3 protein-coding genes are annotated in these 23913 nt (G+C 74.4%); all 3 read left to right on the forward strand.

Translation table 11 applies throughout. The features are described from left to right. Nucleotides 1-2: 2 nt before the first annotated feature. On the forward strand, nt 3-8594 hold the full coding sequence (locus tag HHX33_RS28900) for a type I polyketide synthase (RefSeq protein WP_182877368.1): 8592 nt from the start codon (nt 3-5) through the stop codon (nt 8592-8594). Between the two features lies 1 nt (nt 8595). Next, the gene (locus HHX33_RS37470; RefSeq protein WP_182877369.1) at nt 8596-13314 is read left to right on the forward strand and encodes a type I polyketide synthase; all 4719 of its coding nucleotides are present in this window, start codon (nt 8596-8598) and stop codon (nt 13312-13314) included. Between the two features lie 77 nt (nt 13315-13391). Next, the coding region (locus HHX33_RS28910) for a type I polyketide synthase (RefSeq protein ID WP_182877370.1) at nt 13392-23913 on the forward strand (10522 nt) is incomplete at its 3' end.

Here is a 23913-nt window from a genome sequence, read left to right on the forward strand (position 1 = left end):
AAATGGGCAACGAGGAGAGGCTGCTCGAATACCTCAGGCGGACCACCGCCGACCTGCGGGAGGCCAAGAGACGGCTCGCCGAGCTGGAACACCGGTCCTCCGGCGAACCCATCGCGATCGTCGGGATGGCGTGCCGTTACCCGCACGGGGTGTCCTCGCCGGAGGACCTGTGGAACCTGGTCGTCGACGAGGTCGACGCGACGTCGGCGTTCCCCGCCGACCGCGGCTGGCCGGAGGACCTGTACGACCCGGAACCCGGCAAACCCGGCAAGGCGTACACCCGTGAGGGTGCGTTCCTGTACGACGCGGGGGACTTCGACGCGGCCTTCTTCGGCATCTCGCCCCGTGAGGCCCTGGCGATGGACCCCCAGCAGCGGCTGCTGCTGGAGACCACCTGGGAGGCGTTCGAACGCGCCGGCATCGACCCGGGCACGCTGAAGGGCAGCGCCACGGGCGTGTTCACCGGGATGATGTACCACGACTACGCCGACGCGCAGGGCACCGGTTCCGTCGCCTCGGGCCGGGTGTCCTACATCTTCGGCTTCGAGGGCCCCTGTGTGACGGTGGACACGGCCTGCTCCTCGTCCCTCGTGGCGGTGCACCTCGCCGCGCAGTCCCTGCGCGCGGGGGAGAGCACGCTGGCCCTCGCCTCCGGCGTGTGCCTGATGGCGAGCCCGGACGCCTTCGTCGAGTTCAGCAAGCAGCGGGCGCTCTCCCCGGACGGCCGGTGCCGGTCGTACGCGGCGGCCGCGGATGGGACCGGCTGGGGCGAGGGCTGCGGCGTGCTGCTGCTGGAGCGGCTGTCGGACGCGCGTGCGAACGGCCACCCCGTGCTGGCCGTGCTGCGCGCGACGGCGACGAACCAGGACGGCGCGAGCAGCGGGCTGACCGCGCCCAACGGGCCGTCGCAGCAGCGGCTCATCCGCCGCGCGCTGGAGCACGCCGGGCTGTCGCCGGCGGACGTGGACGTGGTCGAGGGACACGGCACCGGCACCAAGCTCGGCGACCCCATCGAGGCCCAGGCGATCATCGCGACGTACGGCCAGAACCGCCCGGACGACCGGCCGCTGTGGCTGGGCTCCCTCAAGTCGAACCTGGGGCACACCCAGTCGGCGGCCGGCGTGGGCGGGGTCATCAAGATGGTGCAGGCGATCCGGCACGGGCTGCTGCCCAGGACCCTGCACGTGGACGCGCCGACGCCGAACGTGGACTGGTCGGCGGGCAACGTCCGGCTGCTGACCGAGGCGACGCCCTGGCCCGAGGTCGACCGGCCGCGGCGTGCCGCGGTGTCGTCGTTCGGCGTCAGCGGCACCAACGCCCATGTGATCATCGAACAGGCGGCCGACTCCACGGCCGCTTCCCATAGCGAGACCCCGGGAGAGGCCACGGGCGAGACCCCGTCGGACTCCCCGGCGGAGGCCGGCGCGTCCCCGGTGACGTCGTGGATCCTGTCGGCCAAGAGCCCGGAGGCGCTGCGCGCCCAGGCCGGGCAGCTCCGGTCCCACCTGGACGTCCGCCCGGAGCTGGAGGCGGCCGACGTCGCGCACTCGCTCGCGACGGCCCGCGCCCGCTTCGAGCACCGGGCCGTCGTCCTCGGCGGCGACCGGGACGAACTGGTCGCGGGGCTGGCGGCGCTCGCCGCCGGCCAGAACGACGCCAAGGTCGTCACCGGTGTCGCGCCGGTGACGCGCCGTCCCGTCTTCGTCTTCCCCGGTCAGGGGTCGCAGTGGGCGGGGATGGCGGCGGACCTGATCGACCAGGCGCCCGCGTTCGCCGACCGGATGGCGGCCTGCGCGCGGGCGCTGGAGCCGTTCGTCGACTGGGACCTGTTCGCCGTGCTGCGGCGCGAGCCCGGGGCGCCGGGCTTCGACCGGGTGGACGTCGTGCAGCCCGTGCTGTGGGCCGTCATGGTGTCGCTGGCCGAGCTGTGGCGGGCCAACGGGGTGGTCCCGGAGGCCGTCGTCGGCCACTCGCAGGGCGAGATCGCCGCGGCCGTCGTGGCGGGCGCACTGTCCCTGGAGGACGGCGCGCGGGTGGTCGCCCTGCGCAGCCGGCTGATCGGCGAGCAACTCGCCGGACAGGGCGGCATGATGTCCGTCCCGCTCGGCGCGGAGGCCGCCACCGCCCGCATCGAGCGCTGGGGCGGCCGGCTGTGCCTGGCCGCGGTCAACGGCCCCGGCTCCGTGGTGGTCTGCGGAGACCCCGAGGCGCTGGCCGAACTCTTCGCCGAACTGACCGGCGAGGGCCTGCGGGCCAAGAACATCCCGGTCGACTACGCGTCCCACTCCCAGTACGTCGAGGCCATCCGCGAGAGCCTCATCGAGATCCTCGCCCCGGTGACCCCCCGGCCCGCGTCCGTCGCGTTCTACTCCACGGTGACCGGCGACCTCGCCGACACCACCGCCTTCGGCGCGGAGTACTGGTACACCAACCTCCGCGAGACCGTACGGTTCGACGAGGCCACCCGGGCGCTGCTGCGGGACGGATTCGACCTCTGGGTCGAGTGCAGCCCGCACCCCGTGCTGCGGCACGGCGTGGAGGCGACCTTCGAGGCCGAGGAGGCCGACGCCGCGGTGGTCGGGTCGCTGCTCCGCGACCAGGGCGACCTCACCCGGTTCCTGACCTCCCTCGCGAACGCGCACGTCTGCGGGGCGAAGGTCGACTGGACCGCCGGACGGCCCGCCGCGCGCGTGGTCGACCTGCCGACGTACGCCTTCCAGCGCGAGCGCTACTGGCAGAACCCCGAGTCGGCCGTCGAGGTGACCGCGCTGGGCCAGGAGCCGATCGAGCACCCGCTGCTGCGCGCCGCCGTCACCCTCGCCGACGGCGACGGGCACCTGTTCACCGGCCGCGTCTCGCTGCGCACCCACCCCTGGCTGGCCGACCACGACGCGCTCGGCACGGTGCTCATGCCGGGCACCGGCTTCGTCGACCTGGCGCTGATCGCGGGTCAGCAGGCCGGGTGCCCGGTGCTCGAAGAGCTGACCATCCAGGCGCCGCTGATCCTCGCGGACGACGAGAACGTGCTGGTGCAGGTCGTCGTCGGGCCCGCCGACGAGTCCGGCGCCCGCCCGGTCGCCGTGCACTCGCGCCGGGACGACGACCCCGACGGGCCGTGGACGTGTCACGCGTCCGGCGCGCTGCGGGACCGTGCCGCGACACCGTCCGATGCCGGTCTGGCGACCTGGCCGCCGCGCGACGCGACCGCGATCGCGCTCGACGGCGCGTACGACCGGCTCCTTGAGCGCGGGTACGCCTACGGCCCGGTGTTCCAGGGCCTGCGGGCGGCCTGGCGGCGGGGCGACGAGCTGTTCGCCGAGGTGAGGCTCCCCGAGGAGGCCCACGGCGACGCCGAGCGGTTCGCGGTGCACCCGGCCGCCCTGGACGCCGCTCTTCACACGGCCCTGGTGACCGGGTCGGGTGACACCGTCCTGCCGTTCGCCTGGACCGATGTCACGCTGCACGCGGTCGGCGCCACCGAACTGCGGGTGCGGCTCACTCCGGAGGGGCCGGACGCGGTGCGGCTGGAGGCGGCCGACGCCGCGGGCCGCCCGGTGCTGACCGTGGCGGGGCTGGTCAGCCGGCCGGTCTCCGCCGAGCAACTGGCCCCGGCGGCGGAGACGAAGGCGCTCTCGCCGTACCGGATCGTCTGGCGGCCGGTCTCCGCGCCCGCGGAGGGCCCGGCGGAAAGCATTGAGGTCGCCGTCTATCACTGCCCCGTCCCGGCCGGCGATGCCGTGCCGGGCGAGGTGCGGGAGATCGTCCAGCAGGTGCTCGGCGCGCTGCGCGACCGGCTCGCCGACGAGCGGGCCGCGACCGGCCCGCTGGTGCTGGTCACCCGGGGGGCCGTCGCCGTGGACGGCGGCCCGGTCGAGCTGACCCAGGCGCCCGTGTGGGGCCTGGTCCGGGCGGCCCAGGCGGAGAACCCCGGCGCGTTCGTGCTGGTCGACGCCGACGATCCCGATGTCACCCCGGAGACGCTGGCCCGCGCCGCCGCCACCGGCGAGCCCGAGCTCGCGCTGCGCGGCGGCGAACTCCTCGTGCCACGCCTGGCGGTCGTCCCCGAGACGGACGGCGTCCCCGGTGCCTCGCTCGCCCCGGCCGGCGCTGTGCAGAACGGTGCTGTGCAGGACGGCGCGGCGCTCGACGCTGCGGTGCCCGGCGGTCGGGTGCTCGACCCGGACGGCACGGTGCTGATCACGGGTGGCACCGGTGGCCTGGGCGGGCGCGTCGCGCGGCACCTGGTCACCGCGTACGGCGTGCGCCGCCTGGTGCTGACCAGCCGCCGGGGCGTCGCCGCGCCCGGTGCCGCGGAGCTTCGCGAGGAGCTGACCGGCCTGGGAGCGGACGTCACCATCGCGGCCTGCGACGTCGCCGACAAGGCCGCGCTCGCCGCCGTCATCGACGCGATCCCGGACGGGCACCCGCTCACCGGCGTCGTGCACACCGCGGGCGTGCTCGCCGACGGGGTGCTCGCCACCCTCACGCCGGACGACTTCGAATCCGTGCTGAGGCCCAAGGCGGACGCCGCCTGGCACCTGCACGAGCTGACCGAGCACCTCGACCTGGCCGTCTTCGCCCTGTTCTCCTCGGTCGCCGGCACCATCGGCGCCGCCGGACAGGCCAACTACGCCACGGCGAACGCGTTCCTCGACGCGCTCGCCGCCCACCGGCGCGCCTCGGGCCTGCCGGCGACCTCGATGGCCTGGGGCCCGTGGACCGGCGTCGGCATGGCCGACGCGCTCGACGACCAGCACGCGCGGAGACTGCGCCGCGACGGGCTTCCGCCGCTCACTCCCGAGCAGGGCCTGATCCTGTTCGACGCCGCGCTCTCCGCCGGGGACGCCCATCTCGCCCTGGTCCGCCTGGACCCGGCCGGGCTCCGCGCCCAGGCGTCCGCCGACGCGCTCCCCGCCGTGCTCGGCGACCTGGTACGGAGGCCGCCGCGCAGGGCCGCGCGCGACTCGGGAACGGCCGACGGTTCGCTCGCCGACCGGCTGGCCGGTCTCGGGCCCGACGAGGTCACCCGTACGCTGCTCGACCTGGTGCGGACCTGCGTCGCGGACGTGCTCCGGCACTCGTCGGCCGACGCGATCGAGCCGGACCGGGCCTTCAAGGAGCTGGGCTTCGACTCGCTGACGGCGCTGGAGATGCGCAACCGGCTCAACGCGGCCACCGGCCTCCGGCTCCCCGCCACGATGATCTTCGACTATCCGACGAGCCGCGCCGCGGCGAACCGCCTGGCCGAGCTGCTCGCCCCGGCGGCCACGTCCGCCCCCGTCCCGGTGCCCGCGTCGGCGGTCACGCCGGGTGCGGACGAGCCGATCGCGATCATCGGCATGGCCTGCCGGTACCCGGGTGGGGTGTCCTCGCCGGAGGACCTGTGGCGGCTGGTCGCCGACGGCGTGGACGCGATCTCCGAGTTCCCCGCCGACCGCGGCTGGGACGTCGACGCGCTGTACGACCCCGAGCGCGGCGCGCCGGGCAAGGTGTACGCGCAGGGCGGCGGCTTCCTGTACGAGGGAGCCGAGTTCGACGCCGGGTTCTTCGGGATCTCGCCGAACGAGGCGCTGACGATGGACCCGCAGCAGCGGCTGCTGCTGGAGACCTCGTGGGAGGCGATCGAGCGGGCGGGCATCGACCCGGATACGCTGCGGGGCTCGGCGACCGGGGTGTTCGCCGGGATGATGTACCACGACTACGCCGCGAACAGCAGCACCGGATCCATCGCCTCGGGCCGGGTGTCGTACGTCTTCGGGTTCGAGGGCCCGTCGGTCACGATCGACACCGCGTGCTCGTCCTCGCTGGTGGCGCTGCACCTGGCGGTCCAGTCGGTGCGGTCGGGGGAATGCTCCCTCGCGCTGGCCGGCGGGGTGACGCTGATGGCCACCCCGGAGATGCTGGTCGACTTCAGCGAGCAGCAGGGCCTGTCGCCGGACGGCCGCTGCCGCGCGTACGGCGCGGGCGCGGACGGCACCTCACTCGGTGAAGGCGTCGGCGTGCTGCTGGTGGAGCGGTTGTCGGACGCGCGGCGGCTCGGGCACCGGGTGCTCGCGGTGGTGCGGGGCTCGGCGGTGAACCAGGACGGTGCGTCGAATGGTCTGACGGCGCCGAACGGTCCGTCGCAGGAGCGGGTGATCCGCCAGGCGCTGGCCAACGCGCGGTTGTCGGTGCGGGACGTCGATGCGGTGGAGGGTCACGGCACCGGGACGACGCTGGGTGACCCGATCGAGGCGCAGGCGGTTTTGGCGACCTATGGTCAGGATCGGCCTGAGGAGCGGCCGCTGTGGCTGGGGTCGCTGAAGTCGAACATCGGTCATGCCCAGGCGGCGGCCGGTGTCGGCGGGGTCATCAAGATGGTGCAGGCGATCCGGCACGGGGTGCTGCCCAAGACGTTGCACGTGGACGAGCCCTCTCCGCACATCGAGTGGTCGGCGGGTCAGGTTCGGTTGCTGACCGAGGCGATGCCGTGGCCGGAGGTGGACCGCCCCCGTCGTGCGGGTGTGTCGTCGTTCGGGATCAGCGGCACCAACGCCCACGTCATCATCGAGCAGGCCCCCGCCGACCTCGCCCCTGCGGATGTCCTCCTCGCTGAGGCCCCCTCCCCGGCCCTGCTCACCGGCACCGTCCTCCCCGCCACGCCGGAGCTGACCGACGGCACCGCGCAGGTCCCGGTCGAGAACGAGAGCGCGGCTCCGGTGGCGTGGGTGGTGTCAGGCAAGACGGCGGACGCGCTGGCCGGCCAGGCGGCCCGGGTGCTGTCCTTCGTGCAGGACCGTCCCGCCCTGAGCGTGGCCGACATCGGCTACTCGCTGGCGACGACGCGGGCGTCGTTCGAGCGGCGGGCGGTCATCACGGGTGGGGATCGGGCCGGGCTGCTGGCGGGGCTGGCGGCACTGGCTGAGGGCGGCACCGCACCTGGGGTGGTGCAGGGTGTCGCCCGTTCCGGTGGGAAGGTGGGTGTGCTGTTCACCGGTCAGGGTGCCCAGCGCCTGGGCATGGGCCGTGAACTGCACGCGGCGTTCCCGGTGTTCGCGCAGGCCTTCGACGCGGTCGTGGACGAGCTGGATGGGCATCTGGATCGGCCGTTGCGTGAGGTGATCTGGGGCTCCGACGCCGATCTGGTGGACCAGACGGCGTATGCGCAGGCGGGGTTGTTCGCGGTGGAGGTGGCGCTGTTCCGCCTGGTCTCCTCGTGGGGGGTGCGGCCGGACTACCTGGCCGGTCACTCGGTCGGGGAGCTGGCCGCCGCGCACGTCGCCGGGATGTTGTCACTCGCCGACGCGTGCCGGCTGGTGGCGGCGCGGGGCCGGTTGATGCAGGCCCTGCCGTCGGGTGGGGCGATGGTCGCCATCCAGGCCACCGAGGACGAGGTGACCCCCCTGCTCACCGACGGAGTGGACATCGCCGCCGTCAACGGCCCTCGCGCCGTGGTGGTCTCCGGGCAGGAAGCCCCCGTTCTGGCCCTGGCCGCGCGGCTGGCGGAGCAGGGGCGGAAGACGCGCCGGTTGCGGGTCTCCCACGCCTTCCACTCCCACCTGATGGAGCCGATGCTCGCCGACTTCGCCGAGGTGGCGGAGTCGCTGACCTACGCTCCGGCGTCGATCCCGATCGTGTCCACCGTCACCGGCGGCCTCGCCGACGACGGGTTCGGCACCGCCGAGTACTGGGTGGACCAGGTGCGCGGGGCGGTGCGGTTCGCCAGCGCGGTGACCACCCTGGCGGCCCAGGGGGTGACCCGGTTCGTGGAGCTGGGCCCGGACGCGGTGCTCACCGCGATGGCCCAGCAGACCCTCGACGAGGCCGACAACGCGATCTTCACCGCCACCATGCGGGCCGGACGGCCCGAACCGGGCACGGTCGTCGCCGCGCTCGGGCAGCTGCACACCACCGGCGTCCCGGTCGACTGGCAGGCCTTCTACGCCGAGGCCGGCGCCAACCGCGTCGACCTGCCCACCTACGCCTTCCAGCGTCAGCGTTACTGGATCGACGCGGACCGGCCGACCGTCGGGAGGATGGCGGTCGACCTGCCCCCGATCGACGAGGACGCCGCCGCGGCGCTGCGGCAGCGGCTCGGCGGCCTGTCGGGGGTCGCGCGGGCGCAGGCGGCGCTCGACCTGGTTCAGGAACAGGTCGCCGTGGTGCTCGGCCACTCCTCGCAGGAGCCGGTCGACGCCGACCGCGCCCTGTCGGAGCTCGGCTTCGACTCGCTGGCCGCGATCGAGCTGCGCAAGCGGCTCAGCGCGATGACCGGGCTCTCGCTGCCGTCCACCCTGGTCTTCGACTATCCGACGTGTCAGGCGATCGCCGCCTACCTGGACGGCGAGATCGGCGCGGGAGGCTCGGCCTCGCCGGTGTTCGCGGAGCTGGACGCGCTGGAGACGGCCCTGGAGAACTGCGACGTGATGGGCGACGAGTCCGGGAGGATCACCGCCCGCCTGGAGGCGCTCCTGCGCCGCTGGCAGGACTCCCGGGTGATGGGCGGCATCGCCGCGGACAACGACTTCAGCTACGCCAGCGACGAGGAACTGTTCGCGGCCATCGACAGCGAACTCGGCGTCGATTCGCCGACAGTCCCTTCCAGTGGAGATTGACATGATTGACGTCGACAAACTCAGGGACTACCTGAAGCGGGCGACCGCCGATCTGAGCCGGACCAAGCGGCTGCTGCGCGACATGGAGGCGCGGCAGGGGGAGCCGATCGCGATCGTCGCGATGAGCTGCCGCTACCCGGGCGGCGTCTCCTCCCCGGAGGACCTGTGGGAGCTGGTCGCCAGCGGGGGCGACGCGGTCTCGTCGTTCCCCGTCAACCGCGGCTGGGACGTGTCCGGGCTCTACGACCCGGAACCCGGCGCGCCCGGCAAGACCTACACCACCATGGGCGGCTTCCTGCACGACGCGGGCCAGTTCGACGCCGACTTCTTCAAGATCAGCCCGAGGGAGGCGCGGGAGACCGACCCGCAGCAGCGGCTGCTGCTGGAGACCACCTGGGAGCTGTTCGAACGCGCCGGGATCGACGCCGCGTCACTGCGCGGCAGCCGTACCGGTGTCTTCACCGGCATCGTCTACCACGACTACGCGCCGGGCGGCGGTGCCGGCGGGCTGGCCAGCGTGGCGTCTGGCCGGATCGCCTACAGCTTCGGCCTGGAGGGCCCGGCGGTCACCGTCGACACGGCCTGCTCGTCCTCCCTCGTCGCGCTGCACTGGGCGATCCAGGCGCTGCGGGCCGGTGAGTGCACGCTGGCCGTCGTCGGCGGCGCGACGGTCATGGCCGGGCCGGACTCGTTCGTCGGGTTCAGCCAGGAGCGGGGGCTCGCGGCCGACGGCCGGTGCAAGTCCTTCGCGGCGGCGGCGGACGGCACGGCCTGGGGCGAGGGCGTCGGCCTGCTGCTGGTCGAGCGTCTCGTGGACGCGGAGCGCAACGGCCACCCGATCCTCGCGGTCGTACGCGGCAGCGCGGTCAACTCCGACGGCGCGAGCAACGGCCTGACCGCCCCGAACGGGCCGTCCCAGCAACGGCTCATCCAGCAGGCGCTGGCCAGCGCCCAGCTGTCCGCCCAGGACGTGGACGTGGTCGAGGGCCACGGCACCGGAACGACGCTCGGCGACCCGATCGAGGCGCAGGCGATCATCGCGACGTACGGCCGGAACCGCCCGGCCGGCCGGCCGCTGTGGCTGGGGTCGCTGAAGTCGAACATCGCCCACACCCAGGCGGCGGCTGGAGTGGCCGGGATCATCAAGATGGTCATGGCGCTGCGTCACGGCGTCCTGCCCAAGACGCTGCACGTCGACGAGCCCTCGCCCAACGTGGACTGGTCGGCCGGCGCCGTCCGGCTGCTCACCGAGCCGGTTCCCTGGTCCGCCTCCGGACGCCCGCGCCGCGCGGGGATCTCCTCCTTCGGGCTCAGCGGCACCAACGCGCATGTGATCATCGAGGAGCCGCCGACGGCCGAGGAGGACCCGCAGGTCTTCTCGCGCCCGCCGGCCTCGACGGTGCCGGTCCTGCCGGTGCTGCTCTCCGCGCACACCGGTGCGGCGCTGCCCGCGCAGGCTGTGCGGCTGCTGACCCACCTGGACTCCAGGCCGGAGCTGTCACTGCCCGACATCGGGTTCACCTCGGCGACCGCGCGGGCGGCGCTGCCGCACCGTGCGGTGCTGGTCGCGGCCGACCGCGAGGACCTGCGGCGCGGCCTGACCGCCCTGGTGTACGGCACCGACGGCCCCGACGTGCTGCGCGGCGTGGCGCAGCCCCGCGGCGGGACGGCGTTCCTGTTCACCGGCCAGGGGGCGCAGCGGCCGGGGATGGGCCAGGAGCTGCATGCCGCGTTCCCCGCGTTCGCCGAGGCGTTCGACGAGGTCGCCGCCGAGCTGGACGTCCACCTGGCCCGGCCGTTGCGGGAGGTGCTCTGGAGCGACGACACCGGGGCGATCGACCAGACCCTCTACACCCAGGCCGGGCTGTTCGCGATCGAGGTGGCGCTGTTCCGGCTGCTGGAGGCGTGGGGACTGCGGCCCGACTACCTGGCCGGTCACTCCGTCGGCGAGCTGGCCGCCGCGCACGCGGCGGGCGTGCTGTCGGTCGCGGACGCGGCCGAGCTCGTGGCGGCGCGCGGGCGGTTGATGCAGGCGCTGCCCGACGGCGGGGCGATGATCAGCGTGCAGGCGAGCGAGGAGGAGATCGCGCCGCTGCTCGACGACCGGGTCGGCCTGGCCGCGATCAACGGGCCGTCCGCCGTGGTGATCTCCGGCGTCGACGCCGCCGTGAGCGAGCTCGCCGCGCGGTTCGAGGCCAAGGGCCGCAAGATCCGGCGGCTGCGGGTGTCCCACGCCTTCCACTCGCCGCTGATGGAGCCGATGCTCGCAGAACTGCGCACCGTGGCGCAGGGACTGACCTACCACCCGCCGCGGGTCCCGCTCGTCTCGACGGTCACCGGCGGGCCGGTCGGCGCCGCGGAGCTGGCCAACGCCGACTACTGGCTCCGCAACGCGCGGCAGACCGTGCGCTTCCACGAGGCCGTGCGGTGGCTGGCGGACGGCGGCGTCACCACCTTCCTCGAACTCGGTCCCGCCGCCGTGCTCACCGCGCTGGCGGCCGACGGCGCGCCCGGCGAGGACCGCGCGTACGTGCCGCTGCTGCGCGGGTCCTCCCGCAGCGCCGGCGAGGCGCACGACGTCGTCTCGGCGTTGGGCACCCTGCACGTGCGCGGCCGTGCGATCGACTGGCGGGCGTTCTACGAGGGCACCGGTGGCACCCGGACCGAGCTCCCCACGTACGCCTTCCAGCGCAAGCAGTACTGGCGGGAGACCCCGGCCCTGCCGGACGCCGACCTGGACGCGTGGCGCTACAAGATCGACTGGCACGAGGTGCCGGCAGGCGCTCCCGCGCTGACCGGCGCGTGGCTGGTCGCCGTGCCCGGCGGCGAGATCGGGGACGGTGCTCGCGAGGCGGTCGCGACGCTGACGGCCGGAATCGCCGGCCGGGGCGCGACCGTCGAGGTGCTGGAGACCGGCGCCGACCGCGCCGCGACGGCCGACGCCGTGCGCCGGGCCCTCGCGGGCGGGACACCCCTCGCGGGGGTGCTGTCCCTGCTGGCCTTCGACGAACGCCCGCATCCCCGGCACGACGCGCTGCCCGCCGGCACCGCCGCGACCCTCACCCTCGTGCAGGCGCTCGGCGACGCCGGAGTGACCGCGCCGGTGTGGTGCGTCACCCGGCGGGGGGTCGGCACGGGCCCCTCGGACGCGCCGCCGAGCCCGGACCAGGCGACGATCTGGGGCCTCGGCGTCGGTGTCGCCCTCGACCACCCCGAGCGCTGGGGCGGCATGGTCGACCTGCCCGAGACGATCGACGAGGCGGCCCTCGACGGGCTCGCCGCCGTCCTGTCCGGGACCACCGGGGAGGACCAGGTCGCGGTCAGGTCCGGACGGATTCTCGGCCGGCGCATGGTGCCGGCCGGCCTCGGCGGGACCGCTCCCGCGCGGTCGTGGCGGCCGCGCGGCACCATCCTCATCACCGGCGGCACCGGCGGGCTGGGCGCGCACGTGGCGCGCTGGCTCGCGGGCCGCGGCGCCGAGCACATCGTGCTGGCCGGCCGCAGGGGTGCGGCCACCCCCGGAGCGGCGGAGCTCGCCGAGGAGCTGACCGCCCGGGGAACCCGGGTGAGCGTCGTCGCCTGCGACGTCGCCCAGCGGGACGCCGTACGCGACCTGCTGGAGAACCTGCCCGCCGAGCCGCCGCTCACCGCCGTCGTGCACGCCGCAGGGGTCCTGCAGCGGATCGCGTCGCCGGCCGACCTCGACGTCGACGAGTTCGCCGAGGTCGGCGAGGCCAAGGTGGCGGGCGCGCGGCACCTCGACGAGCTGCTCGCCGACCGGCCGCTCGACGCGTTCGTGCTGTTCTCGTCGGGCGCGGCGATCTGGGGCAGCGGCGGGCAGACGGCCTACGCCAGCGCCAACGCCTACCTGGACGCGCTCGCGCGCGACCGGCGGGCCCGCGGCCTGACGGCCACCTCCATCGCCTGGGGCCCCTGGGAGAGCGGCATGGTCGACGCCGAGCTCGGCGCGGTGCTGCGCCGGATCGGCACCCCGGCGATGCGGCCCGAGCGGGCCGTCAAGGCCCTCGGCCAGGCGCTCGACCACGACGACACCGAGGTCGTGATCGCCGACTTCGACTGGCCGCGCTTCGTCCCCGCCTACACCCTTGCCCGGCCGCGGCCCCTGCTGAACGCGTTGCCGCCGGCCGGCGCGGACGCAGGCGCCGGTTCCGGGCCCGGCTCCGGTCTCGCCTCCCAGCCGGCCGGGCCGTCTCCGGCGCTGTCCGGCCTCCGCGAGATGGGCCCGGCCGAACAGCAGCGCACGCTGCTCGACCTGGTGCGTACGCAGGTGGCGGCGGTGCTGGGCTACGGCGACGCGACCGAGGTCGAGCCCGGCCGGTCGTTCGAGGACATGGGCTTCGACTCGGTGGCGGCGGTCGAGCTGCGCACCAGGCTGAACACCGCGACGGGGGAGAACCTGCCGAGCACCCTGGTGTTCGACCATCCCTCGCCGAAGGCACTCGCGGAGCACCTCCGCGCCACGCTGTGCGCGCCGGAGGAGCCGTCCGCGGACGTCGTGCTCGCCGACCTCAACAGGATCGGCGCGCAGGCGGGCGCACTGCCGCCCGAGGAACGCGCACGGGTGGCCTCGCAGCTACAGGCCCTGCTCGACGGCCTGACGTCCGCGCCGGAGGGGGCGACCACGGCCGAGCGGCTGGCCACGGCGTCCGCGGACGACCTGTTCGCCTTCATCGACTCCGAACTGATGACCGAGCACTGACCGAGCACCGACCGGCACCGACCAGCACCGACCAGCACCAACGTGGCACCGACTGAGGACTAACTGGGGACTCGCTGATGGGCAACGACGAGAAGCTCCTTGAATATTTGCGCAAGGTCACGGCGGACCTGCACCAGACCCGCTCGCGGCTGCGCCAGGTGGAGGCCGATGCCACCGAACCCATCGCGATCGTCGCCATGGGCTGCCGTTACCCGGGCGGCGTCACCTCACCCGAGGAGCTGTGGCGGCTCGTCGCCGACGAGGTCGACGCCATCGGCCCGTTCCCGGTCGACCGCGGCTGGGACCTCGACACCGAGCGCAGCTACGTACGGGAGGGCGGCTTCGTCGCCGACGTGGCGGGATTCGACGCCGGTTTCTTCGGCATCGCGCCCCGCGAGGCGCTGGCCATGGACCCGCAGCAGCGCCTGGTGCTGGAGGTCGCCTGGGAGACGCTCGAACGCGCCGGCCTCGACCCCCACTCCGTACGCGGTGAGCGGGTCGGCGTGTTCGTCGGCTCCGGCATGCAGGACTACGCGGGCCTGCTGGACGCGGCCCCCGAGGTGGCCGAGGCCTACCTGGGCACGGCCACCGCGTCCGCGGTGATCTCCGGGCGGGTGGCCTACACCCTCGGCCTGGAGGGGCCGACCCTCACGGTCGACACCGCGTGCTCGTCGTCCCTGGTGGCGCTGCACCTGGCGGCGCAGGCGCTGCGCAACCGGGAGTGCGCGCTCGCGCTGGCCGGTGGCGTGATGGTCATGTCCACGCCGGGCCCGTTCATCGGGATGAGCAAGCAGAGCGGCCTCGCCCGGGACGGCCGGTGCAAGGCGTTCTCCGACAGCGCCGACGGCACCGGCTGGGCCGAGGGCGCCGGTCTGCTCCTGCTGGAGCGACTGTCGGACGCGCAGCGCAACGGGCACCACGTGCTGGCCGTCATCCGCGGTTCCGCGGTCGGCTCCGACGGCGCCAGCAACGGCCTCACCGCGCCGAACGGCCCGGCGCAGCAGCGGGTGATCCGCGACGCGCTCGCCGGCGCCGAACTGACCACGGCGGACATCGACGCGGTGGAGGGACACGGCACCGGCACCACCCTCGGCGACCCGATCGAGGCGCAGGCCCTGCTCGCCACCTACGGCAAGAACCGGCCGGCCGACCAGCCGCTGTGGCTGGGCTCCGTGAAGTCCAACATCGGCCACGCGCAGGCCGCCGCCGGGGTCAGCGGCGTGATCAAGATGGTCATGGCCATGCGGCACGGGGTGCTGCCGCGCACCCTGCACGTCACCGAGCCGTCCTCGCACGTGGACTGGACGGCGGGGAACGTCCGGCTGCTGACCGAGCGGCGGCCGTGGCCGTCGGGTGACCGGCCTCGCCGGGCGGGCGTCTCGTCGTTCGGCGTGAGCGGCACCAACGCCCACGTCGTGCTGGAGGAGGCGCCCCCCGCCGAGCCGGTGACGCAGAGCACTCCCGCGAGCGCGCCGGTGTGGCCGGCCGCGACGCCCGTGCCGCTGCCGGTCTCGGCACGCGACGCCGACTCGCTGCGCGCCCAGGCGGCCCGGCTGCTGGAGCACCTCGACGGGTCGCCGGACACGTCCGTCGTCGACCTCGGCTACTCCCTGGCGACGAGCCGGGCCGCGCTCGCGCACCGGGCGGTGCTGCTCGCGACCGACCGGGAGTCCGTCCTGCGTGGCCTGGCCGAGCTCAGCGCGGGCGAGCCGTCGGCGGCCATCGTGCGGGGCACGGCGGCCGAGAGCGACACCGCCTTCCTGTTCACCGGTCAGGGCGCCCAGCGCCTGGGCATGGGCCGTGAACTGCACGCGGCGTTCCCGGTGTTCGCGCAGGCTTTCGACGCGGTCGTGGACGAGCTGGATGGGCATCTGGATCGGCCGTTGCGTGAGGTGATCTGGGGCGAGGACCCCGATCTGGTGGACCAGACGGCGTATGCGCAGGCGGGGTTGTTCGCGGTGGAGGTGGCGCTGTTCCGCCTCGTGGAGTCGTGGGGGGTGCGGCCGGACTACCTGGCCGGGCATTCGGTGGGTGAGCTGGCCGCCGCGCACGTCGCCGGGGTGCTGTCGCTCGCCGACGCGTGCCGCCTGGTCGCGGCGCGGGGCCGGCTGATGCAGGCGCTGCCGTCGGGTGGGGCGATGGTCGCGGTCGAGGCGACCGAGGACGAGGTGCTGCCGCTGCTGACCGAGGGGGTGGACATCGCGGCGGTCAACGGGCCGCGCGCGGTGGTGGTCTCCGGGCAGGAAGCCCCGGTCCTGGCTTTGGCGGCTCAGTTGGCGGAGCAGGGGCGGAAGACGCGCCGGTTGCGGGTCTCCCACGCCTTCCACTCTCACCTGATGGAACCGATGCTCGCCGACTTCGCCGAGGTGGCGGAGTCGCTGACGTACGGGCGGCCGTCGATCCCGATCGTGTCCACCGTCACCGGCGCCTTCGCCGACTCCGGCTTCGGCACCGCGCGGTACTGGGTGGACCAGGTGCGGGGCGCGGTGCGGTTCGCCGACGCCGTCAGCACCCTCGCCGGGCAGGGAGTGACCCGGTTCGCCGAGCTGGGCCCGGACGCGGTGCTGACCGCGATGGCCCGGCAGACCGTCGGAACCGGCGCGCTCCTCCCGACCCTCCGCAAGGACCGGCAGGAGCCCGTCGCCATGATCGCCGCCCTCGCCGGGCTGCACACGAGCGGGCTTCCCGTGGACTGGCAGGCCGTCTTCGCCGGAAGCGGCGCCGTGCGGGTGGACCTCCCGACGTACGCGTTCCAGCGGCGCAGATACTGGGTGGAGGCCGCTCCCACCGCCGACGTGGCCGCCGCCGGCCTGGACGCCCCGGGGCATCCGCTGCTGGGCGCGGTCGTCCAGATGCCCGACTCCGGGGAGGTCGTCCTCACCGGCCGCCTGTCCACCCGCGCGCAGCCGTGGCTCGCCGACCACCGCGTCATGGGCCGGGTCCTGGTGCCCGGGACGGCGTTCGTCGAACTGGCGATCCGCGCCGGTGACCAGGTCGGCTGCGCCGTGCTCGACGAGCTGACCCTGCACGCGCCGCTGGCGCTGCCGGAGGCGGACTCCGTCCATCGCGGCGTCCGGATCCAGGTGGTGCTCGGCCCGCAGGACGCCGCGTCCCCCGCGCGTACGGTGGCGATCTACTCCCGTCTCGACGAACCGGGCACGGACCTGCCGTGGACCCTGCACGCCGAAGGCGTGCTGACCGCCGGGGCCGCCCCCGCCGAGGACGCGACGGCCGAGTGGCCGCCGCCCGGGGCCGTCCCGGTCGAGCTCGGCGACCTGTACGGCGACCTCGCCGAAGCCGGCCTCGGCTACGGCCCGGTCTTCCAGGGCCTGCGTGCCGTCTGGCGCTCGGGCGACGAGGTGTTCGCCGAGGTCGCGCTGCCCGAGCAGGCGGCGTCCGCCGCCGCCGACTTCGGCATCCACCCGGCCCTGCTGGACGCCTGCCTGCACACCGCGGCCTTCGCCGGGCTGTTCGAGCAGCAGGCCGTGGTGCCGTTCGCGTGGTCACGGGTCACCCTGCACGCCGCCGGCGCACCCGCCGTCCGCGTACGGCTGACCCCGGCCGGCGCCGGGACGGTGACGCTGGACGTCGCCGACACGAGCGGACGGCCGGTGCTGTCCGCCGACTCGCTGACGCTGCGCCCGATCTCCGCCGAGCAGGCGTCGTCGCCGGCCCTGCCGGAGAACCTGTACCGGGTGGAGTGGTCGCCCCTCCCGGTGAGCACGGCCCAGCCGTCGCCCGCCGAGGTGGTCGTGGTCCGCGGTGAGCCGGGTGTGTCGGCGGATGCGGTGCGTGGGGCGACGCATGCGGTGCTGTCGGCGTTGCAGTCGTGGCCGGAGGAGGAGCGGCCGGCCGATGCGGTGCTGGCGGTGGTCACCTCGGGCGCCGTGGGGCTGCCCGGTGAGGACGTGACCGATCTGGCCGGTGCCGCGGTGTGGGGGCTGGTGCGTTCGGCGCAGTCGGAGTTGTCCGGCCGGGTGGTTCTGGTGGACACCGACGGCTCGGTGGACGTGCCGGTCGTGGTGGCGTCGGGCGAGCCGCAGGTCGTGGTGCGCGACGGGGTGATGTACGCGGCCCGCCTGGTCCGGGTGCCGGCCGGCGCTCCGGAGGCCGGGCCCGCCGGGTTCGGCGACGGAGCCGTCCTGGTCACCGGCGGCACCGGCGCGCTGGGCGAACTCGTGGTCCGGCACCTGGTGGCCCGGCACGGCGTGCGCCGCCTGGTGCTGGTGAGCCGCCGCGGCCCGGAGGCGCCCGGCGCCGCCGAACTGCGCGACGAAATCGCCGGGCTCGGCGCCGAGGTGTCGGTGGTCGCGTGTGACGTGGCCGAGCGGGACGCGTTGGCGGCTCTGCTGGCCGGGGTGGACGTCTCGGCCGTGGTGCACATGGCGGGTGTGCTGGACGACGGTGTGATCGGGTCGCTGACGCCGGAGCGGGTGGATCGGGTGCTGCGTCCGAAGGTGGACGCGGCGCTGAATCTGCACGAGCTGACGCGTGATCGTGAGCTGGCGGCGTTCGTGTTGTTCTCCTCGGCGTCGGGGGTGTTCGGGACGCCGGGTCAGGGCAGCTACGCCGCGGCGAACGCCTTCCTGGACGCCCTCGCCACGCACCGCCGGGCGAACGGCCTCACCGCCCAGTCACTGGCCTGGGGCCCGTGGGCGGCCGGCATGGCCGGCACCCTGGAGCAGTCGCGCTTCTCCCAGGGCGGCTTCGTCCCGCTGAACGCCGACACCGGGCTGGCCGCCTTCGACGCCGCCCTCACGACGGCCGAGCCGGTGCTGGCGCCGCTGACCCTGAACCTCCCCGGCCTGCGCGCCCAGGCCGAGAACCTGCCCCAGCTGCTGCGCGGCGTCGTCCCCGCGGTCCGCCGGCGCAGCGCCGGGGCCGGATCCGCCGACGGCGCGCTCGCGCGGCGGCTGGCCGACCTGCCCGAGGAAGAGCGGCAGCCCATGCTGCTGCGGCTCGTGCTCGGACACGTGGCGCAGGTGCTGGGCTTCGCCTCGACCGACGCGATCGAGCCGGACCGGGCGTTCGGCGAGTTCGGCTTCGACTCGCTCTCCGCGGTGGAGTTCCGAAACGCGCTGAACGCCGAGACCGGCCTGCGGCTGCCCGCCTCGCTGGTCTTCGACTATCCGTCCCCGACCGCGCTCGCCCGTCACCTCGCCGCCGAACTCACCGGAACGGGCCGGAAGATCACCGCCGTACGCTCCGCCACGGACGCGACGGACGAGCCGCTGGCGATCGTGGGCATGGCGTGCCGGTATCCGGGCGGGGTGTCCTCGCCGGAGGACCTGTGGCGGCTGGTCGCGGGCGGGGTGGACGCGATCTCCGAGTTCCCGGTGAACCGTGGCTGGGACGTCGAGGAGTTCTTCGACCCCGACGGCGCCCGGCCCGGCACCAGTTATGTGAAGCGGGGTGGGTTCCTGCACGAGGCGGCGGAGTTCGACGCCGGGTTCTTCGGGATCTCGCCGAACGAGGCTCTGGTGATGGATCCGCAGCAGCGGTTGCTGCTGGAGACCTCGTGGGAGGCGATGGAGCGGGCGGGGATCGACCCTGGCTCGTTGCGGGGGTCGGCGACCGGGGTGTTCGCCGGGATGATGTACCACGACTACGCCGCGAACAGCAGCACCGGGTCGATCGCTTCGGGCCGGGTGTCGTATGTGTTCGGGTTCGAGGGCCCGTCGGTCACGGTCGACACCGCCTGCTCGTCGTCGCTGGTGGCGTTGCATCTGGCCGGGCAGGCGCTGCGGTCGGGGGAGTGCTCGCTGGCGCTGGTGGGTGGTGTGGCGGTGATGGCCACGCCGGAGGCCTTCATCGAGTTCTCCCGCCAGCGCGGGCTGTCGCCCGATGGGCGGTGCCGCGCGTACGGCGCGGGCGCGAACGGTACGGCGTGGGCCGAGGGTTGCGGTGTGCTGCTGGTGGAGCGGTTGTCGGACGCCCGTCGGCTCGGGCACCGGGTGCTCGCGGTGGTGCGGGGTACGGCGGTGAACCAGGACGGCGCGTCGAATGGTCTGACGGCGCCGAACGGTCCGTCGCAGGAGCGGGTGATCCGCCAGGCCCTGGCCAACGCCAGGCTGTCGGTGCAGGACGTCGACGTGGTCGAGGGCCACGGCACCGGCACCACTCTCGGCGACCCGATCGAGGCGCAGGCGGTTTTGGCGACCTATGGTCAGGATCGGCCTGAGGAGCGGCCGCTGTGGCTGGGGTCGCTGAAGTCCAACATCGGTCACGCGCAGGCGGCGGCCGGTGTCGGCGGGGTCATCAAGATGGTGCAGGCGATCCGGCACGGGGTGCTGCCCAAGACGCTGCACGTGGACGAGCCCTCTCCGCACATCGAGTGGTCGGCGGGTCAGGTGCGGTTGCTGACCGAGGCGATGCCGTGGCCGGAGGTGGACCGCCCCCGTCGTGCGGGTGTGTCGTCGTTCGGGATCAGCGGCACCAACGCCCACGTCATCATCGAGCAGGCCCCCGCCGACCTCGCCGCCGATGTCCTCCTCACCGAGGCCCCCTCCCCGGCCCTGCTCGCCGGCACCGCCCAGGTCCTGGCCGAGAGCGGTCAGCCCGCCGACGCCGCAGCGGCGGGCGAAGGCTTGGCGCTCGCCGGTGCTGCCGTTGAGCCGGTGTCCGGTGAGGGCGTGGCCTCCGTCGTCGCCGAGGGCGAGGTCCAGGCCGGGGCTCCGGTGGCGTGGGTGGTGTCGGGCAAGACGCCGGATGCGCTGGCCGGGCAGGCGGCGCGGGTGCTTGCCTTCGTGCAGGACCGTCCCGCCCTGAGTGTCGCGGATGTCGGGTTGTCGCTGGCGACGACGCGGGCGTCGTTCGAGCGTCGGGCGGTGGTGACCGGTGGGGATCGGGCCGGGCTGCTGGCGGGGCTGGCGGCACTGGCGGAGGGCCGTACCGCACCTGGGGTGGTGCGGGGTGTCGCCCGTTCCGGTGGGAAGGTCGGTGTGCTGTTCACCGGTCAGGGCGCCCAGCGGCTCGGCATGGGCCGTGAACTGCACGCGGCGTTCCCGGTGTTCGCCCAAGCCTTCGACGCGGTCGTCGCTGAGCTGGATGGGCATCTGGATCGGCCGTTGCGTGAGGTGATCTGGGGCGCCGACGCCGATCTGGTGGACCAGACGGCGTATGCGCAGGCGGGGTTGTTCGCGGTGGAGGTGGCGCTGTTCCGCCTCGTGGAGTCGTGGGGGGTGCGGCCGGACTACCTGGCCGGGCACTCGGTGGGTGAGCTGGCCGCCGCGCATGTGGCCGGGGTGCTGTCGCTCGCCGACGCGTGCCGCCTGGTCGCGGCGCGGGGCCGGTTGATGCAGGCCCTGCCGTCGGGTGGGGCGATGGTCGCCATCCAGGCCACCGAGGACGAGGTGACCCCCCTGCTCACCGAGGGGGTGGACATCGCCGCGGTCAACGGGCCGCGCGCGGTGGTCGTCTCCGGGCAGGAGGGCCCGGTTCTGGCCCTGGCGGCGCGGCTGGCGGAGCAGGGGCGGAAGACGCGCCGGTTGCGGGTCTCCCACGCTTTCCACTCCCAGCTGATGGAACCGATGCTCGCCGACTTCGCCGAAGTGGCCGAGTCGCTGACCTACGGGCGGCCGTCCATCCCGATCGTGTCCACCGTCACCGGCTCGCCGGCCGACGACGGGTTCGGCACGCCGCGTTACTGGGTGGACCAGGTGCGGGGCGCGGTGCGGTTCGCCGACGCGGTGACCACCCTGGCCGCTCAGGGGGTGACCCGGTTCGTGGAGCTGGGCCCGGACGCGGTGCTGAGCGCGATGGCCCAGCAGACCCTCGACGAGGCCGACACTGCCGTCTTCACCGCCACGATGCGGGCAGAGCGGCCCGAAGCGGACACCGTTGTCGCCGCGCTCGGTCAGCTGCACACCGCCGGCGTCCCGGTCGACTGGCAGGCCTTCTACGCCGAGACCGGCGCCAACCGCGTCGACCTGCCCACCTACGCCTTCCAGCGCGAGTCCTACTGGCTCGACACCCTCGACTACTGGAGGCAGGCCTGGGCCGGGGCCTTCGCGGGGGCGGCCGACATCGCGTCGGCGGGCCTGGACTCGGCGGATCACCCGCTGCTGGGCGCTGTCGTGACGTCGCCGGAGTCGGACGGCGTGGTGCTGACCGGGCGGCTGTCCTCACGTACGCAGGACTGGCTGGCCGACCACCGGGTTCTCGGCAACGTGGTGTTCCCCGGCACCGGCTTCGTCGAGATGGCGATCCGCGCCGGTGACCAGGTCGGCTGCGAGGTGCTTGAGGAACTGACCCTGCAGGCTCCGCTGGTGCTGCCAGAAAGCGGCGTCGCGGTGCGCGTCTCCGTCGGCGCCGCCGACGAAACGGGCCGCCGGTCGGTCAGCGTCCATTCGCGGAGCGAGGACGTCGACGCGCCGTGGGTCTGCCACGCCACCGGCCTGCTGGCCCCCGGCGTGACCGAGCCGGTGGCGGCGGCTCACGAATGGCCACCCGCCGGTGCCGTATCGGTCGATCTCAGCAGCCTGTACGCCGACCTGGCCGAGGCCGGAATCACGTACGGCCCCGTCTTCCAGGGCCTGAAGACGGCATGGCGCCGCGGCGACGACGTCTTCGCCGAGGTGGCGCTGCCCGAGTCCGTGCAGGAGGAGGCCGATCGGTTCGGGATCCACCCGGCCCTGCTCGACGCGTGCCTGCACGCCATCGGGCTGACCAGCGTGATCGGCGAGGAGGCGGCGCTGCCCTTCTCGTGGGCGGGGGTCGCCCTGCACGCGACCGGCGCGCAGGCGGTGCGCGTCCGGGTCACCACGGTCGGCTCGGACGCGGTGAGCATCGCCGTCGCCGACCACACCGGTGCCCCGGTCGCGTCGGTCGAGTCGCTGACCGTACGGACGATCCCGGCCGGCGGGCTCGACACGGCCGCTTCGCGGCAGGCCGCCCCGCTGTTCCGGCTCTCGTGGGCGCCGATCGGTGGCGCGTCACCGGCCACCACCGACCCGGCCGAGGTGGTCGTGGTCCGCGGTGAGCCGGGTGTGTCGGCGGATGCGGTGCGCGGGGCGACACATGCGGTGCTGTCGGCGTTGCAGTCGTGGCCGGAGGAGGAGCGGCCGGCCGATGCGGTGCTGGCGGTGGTCACGTCGGGTGCCGTGGGGCTGCCCGGTGAGGACGTGACCGACCTGGCCGGTGCGGCTGTCTGGGGACTGGTGCGGTCCGCGCAGTCGGAGAACCTGGGCCGGATCCTGCTGCTGGACACCGACGGCTCGGTGGACGTGCCGGTCGTGGTGGCGTCGGGCGAGCCGCAGGTCGTGGTGCGCGACGGGGTGATGTACGCGGCCCGGCTCGTCCGCGTGCCCGCCGAGGTCGAGCCGGTGACGTCGTTCCCGGCCGAGGGGACGGTGCTGGTCACGGGTGGCACCGGGATGCTGGGCCGGTTGGTGGCGCGGCACCTGGTCGTGGCGCACGGGGTGCGTCACCTGCTGCTCACCAGCAGGAGCGCCTCGGCCGAGAGCGCCGCCGACCTGATCGAAGAGCTCGCGGACCTCGGCGCCGAGGTGTCGGTGGCCGCGTGTGACGTGGCCGATCGGGACGCGTTGGCCGCTCTGCTGGCCGGGGTGGACGTCTCGGCCGTGGTGCACATGGCGGGTGTGCTGGACGACGGTGTGATCGGGTCGCTGACGCCGGAGCGGGTGGATCGGGTGCTGCGTCCGAAGGTGGACGCGGCGCTGAACCTGCACGAGCTGACGCGTGATCGTGAGCTGGCGGCGTTCGTGCTGTTCTCCTCGGCGTCGGGGGTGTTCGGGACGCCGGGTCAGGGCAGCTACGCCGCGGCGAACGCCTTCCTGGACGCCCTCGCCGCGCACCGCCGGGCGAACGGCCTCACCGCCCAGTCACTGGCCTGGGGCCTCTGGGACGCCCAGGGCGGCATGGGTGGTGAGCTGACCGCCGTCGAGCGGCAGCGGCTGAGCCGTACGGGTGTGGAACCGCTGTCGGCCGAGCAGGGGCTGGAACTGTTCGACGCGGCCTGCGTCTCGGACGCCTCCGCGGTGGTGCCGATCCGGCTGAACCTCACCGCGCTCGCCGCGGCCGGCCCGGAGGCGCCGGCTCTGCTGGGCAGCCTGGTCCGGCGACCGGCCCGCAGAAGTGCGGCGGGAGTTCCCGCGGCGGCGGCGCAACTGGCCGAGCGACTGGCGCCGCTGTCCGAAGCGGACCGCGTGGCTGCGCTGCTGGAGATCGTGCGTACGCAGGCGGCCGCCGTGCTGGGGCACGCCGGGGCGGAGGCGATCGAGCCCGATCGGGCGTTCGGTGAGCTTGGCTTCGACTCGCTGTCCGCGGTGGAGTTCCGCAACGCGCTGAACGCCCAGGTCGGGCTGCGGCTGCCGGCGTCGCTGGTCTTCGACTACCCCAACGCGCTCGCCGTCGCCGAGTACATCGCGGCCGAGGTGGTCGGTGCGGACACCAGGCGTACGGCGGTGGCGGCCACGGCCGGTTCGGTCGACGAGCCGCTGGCGATCGTGGGCATGGCGTGCCGGTATCCGGGTGGGGTGTCCTCGCCGGAGGATTTGTGGCGGCTGGTGTCCGATGGTGTGGACGCGATTTCGGATTGGCCGGCTGATCGTGGCTGGGATGTCGAGGGGTTGTTCGATC

It is taken from the genome of Microbispora sp. H10670, assembly GCF_014161385.1.
Classification (GTDB): Bacteria; Actinomycetota; Actinomycetes; order Streptosporangiales; family Streptosporangiaceae; genus Microbispora; species Microbispora triticiradicis.

Bases quoted from the DNA above. Each gene is read 5' to 3' on its own strand.
- HHX33_RS28900 (WP_182877368.1), top strand. From the start codon at position 3: ATGGGCAACGAGGAGAGGCTGCTCGAATACCTCAGGCGGACCACCGCC.
- HHX33_RS37470 (WP_182877369.1), top strand. From the start codon at position 8,596: ATGATTGACGTCGACAAACTCAGGGACTACCTGAAGCGGGCGACCGCC.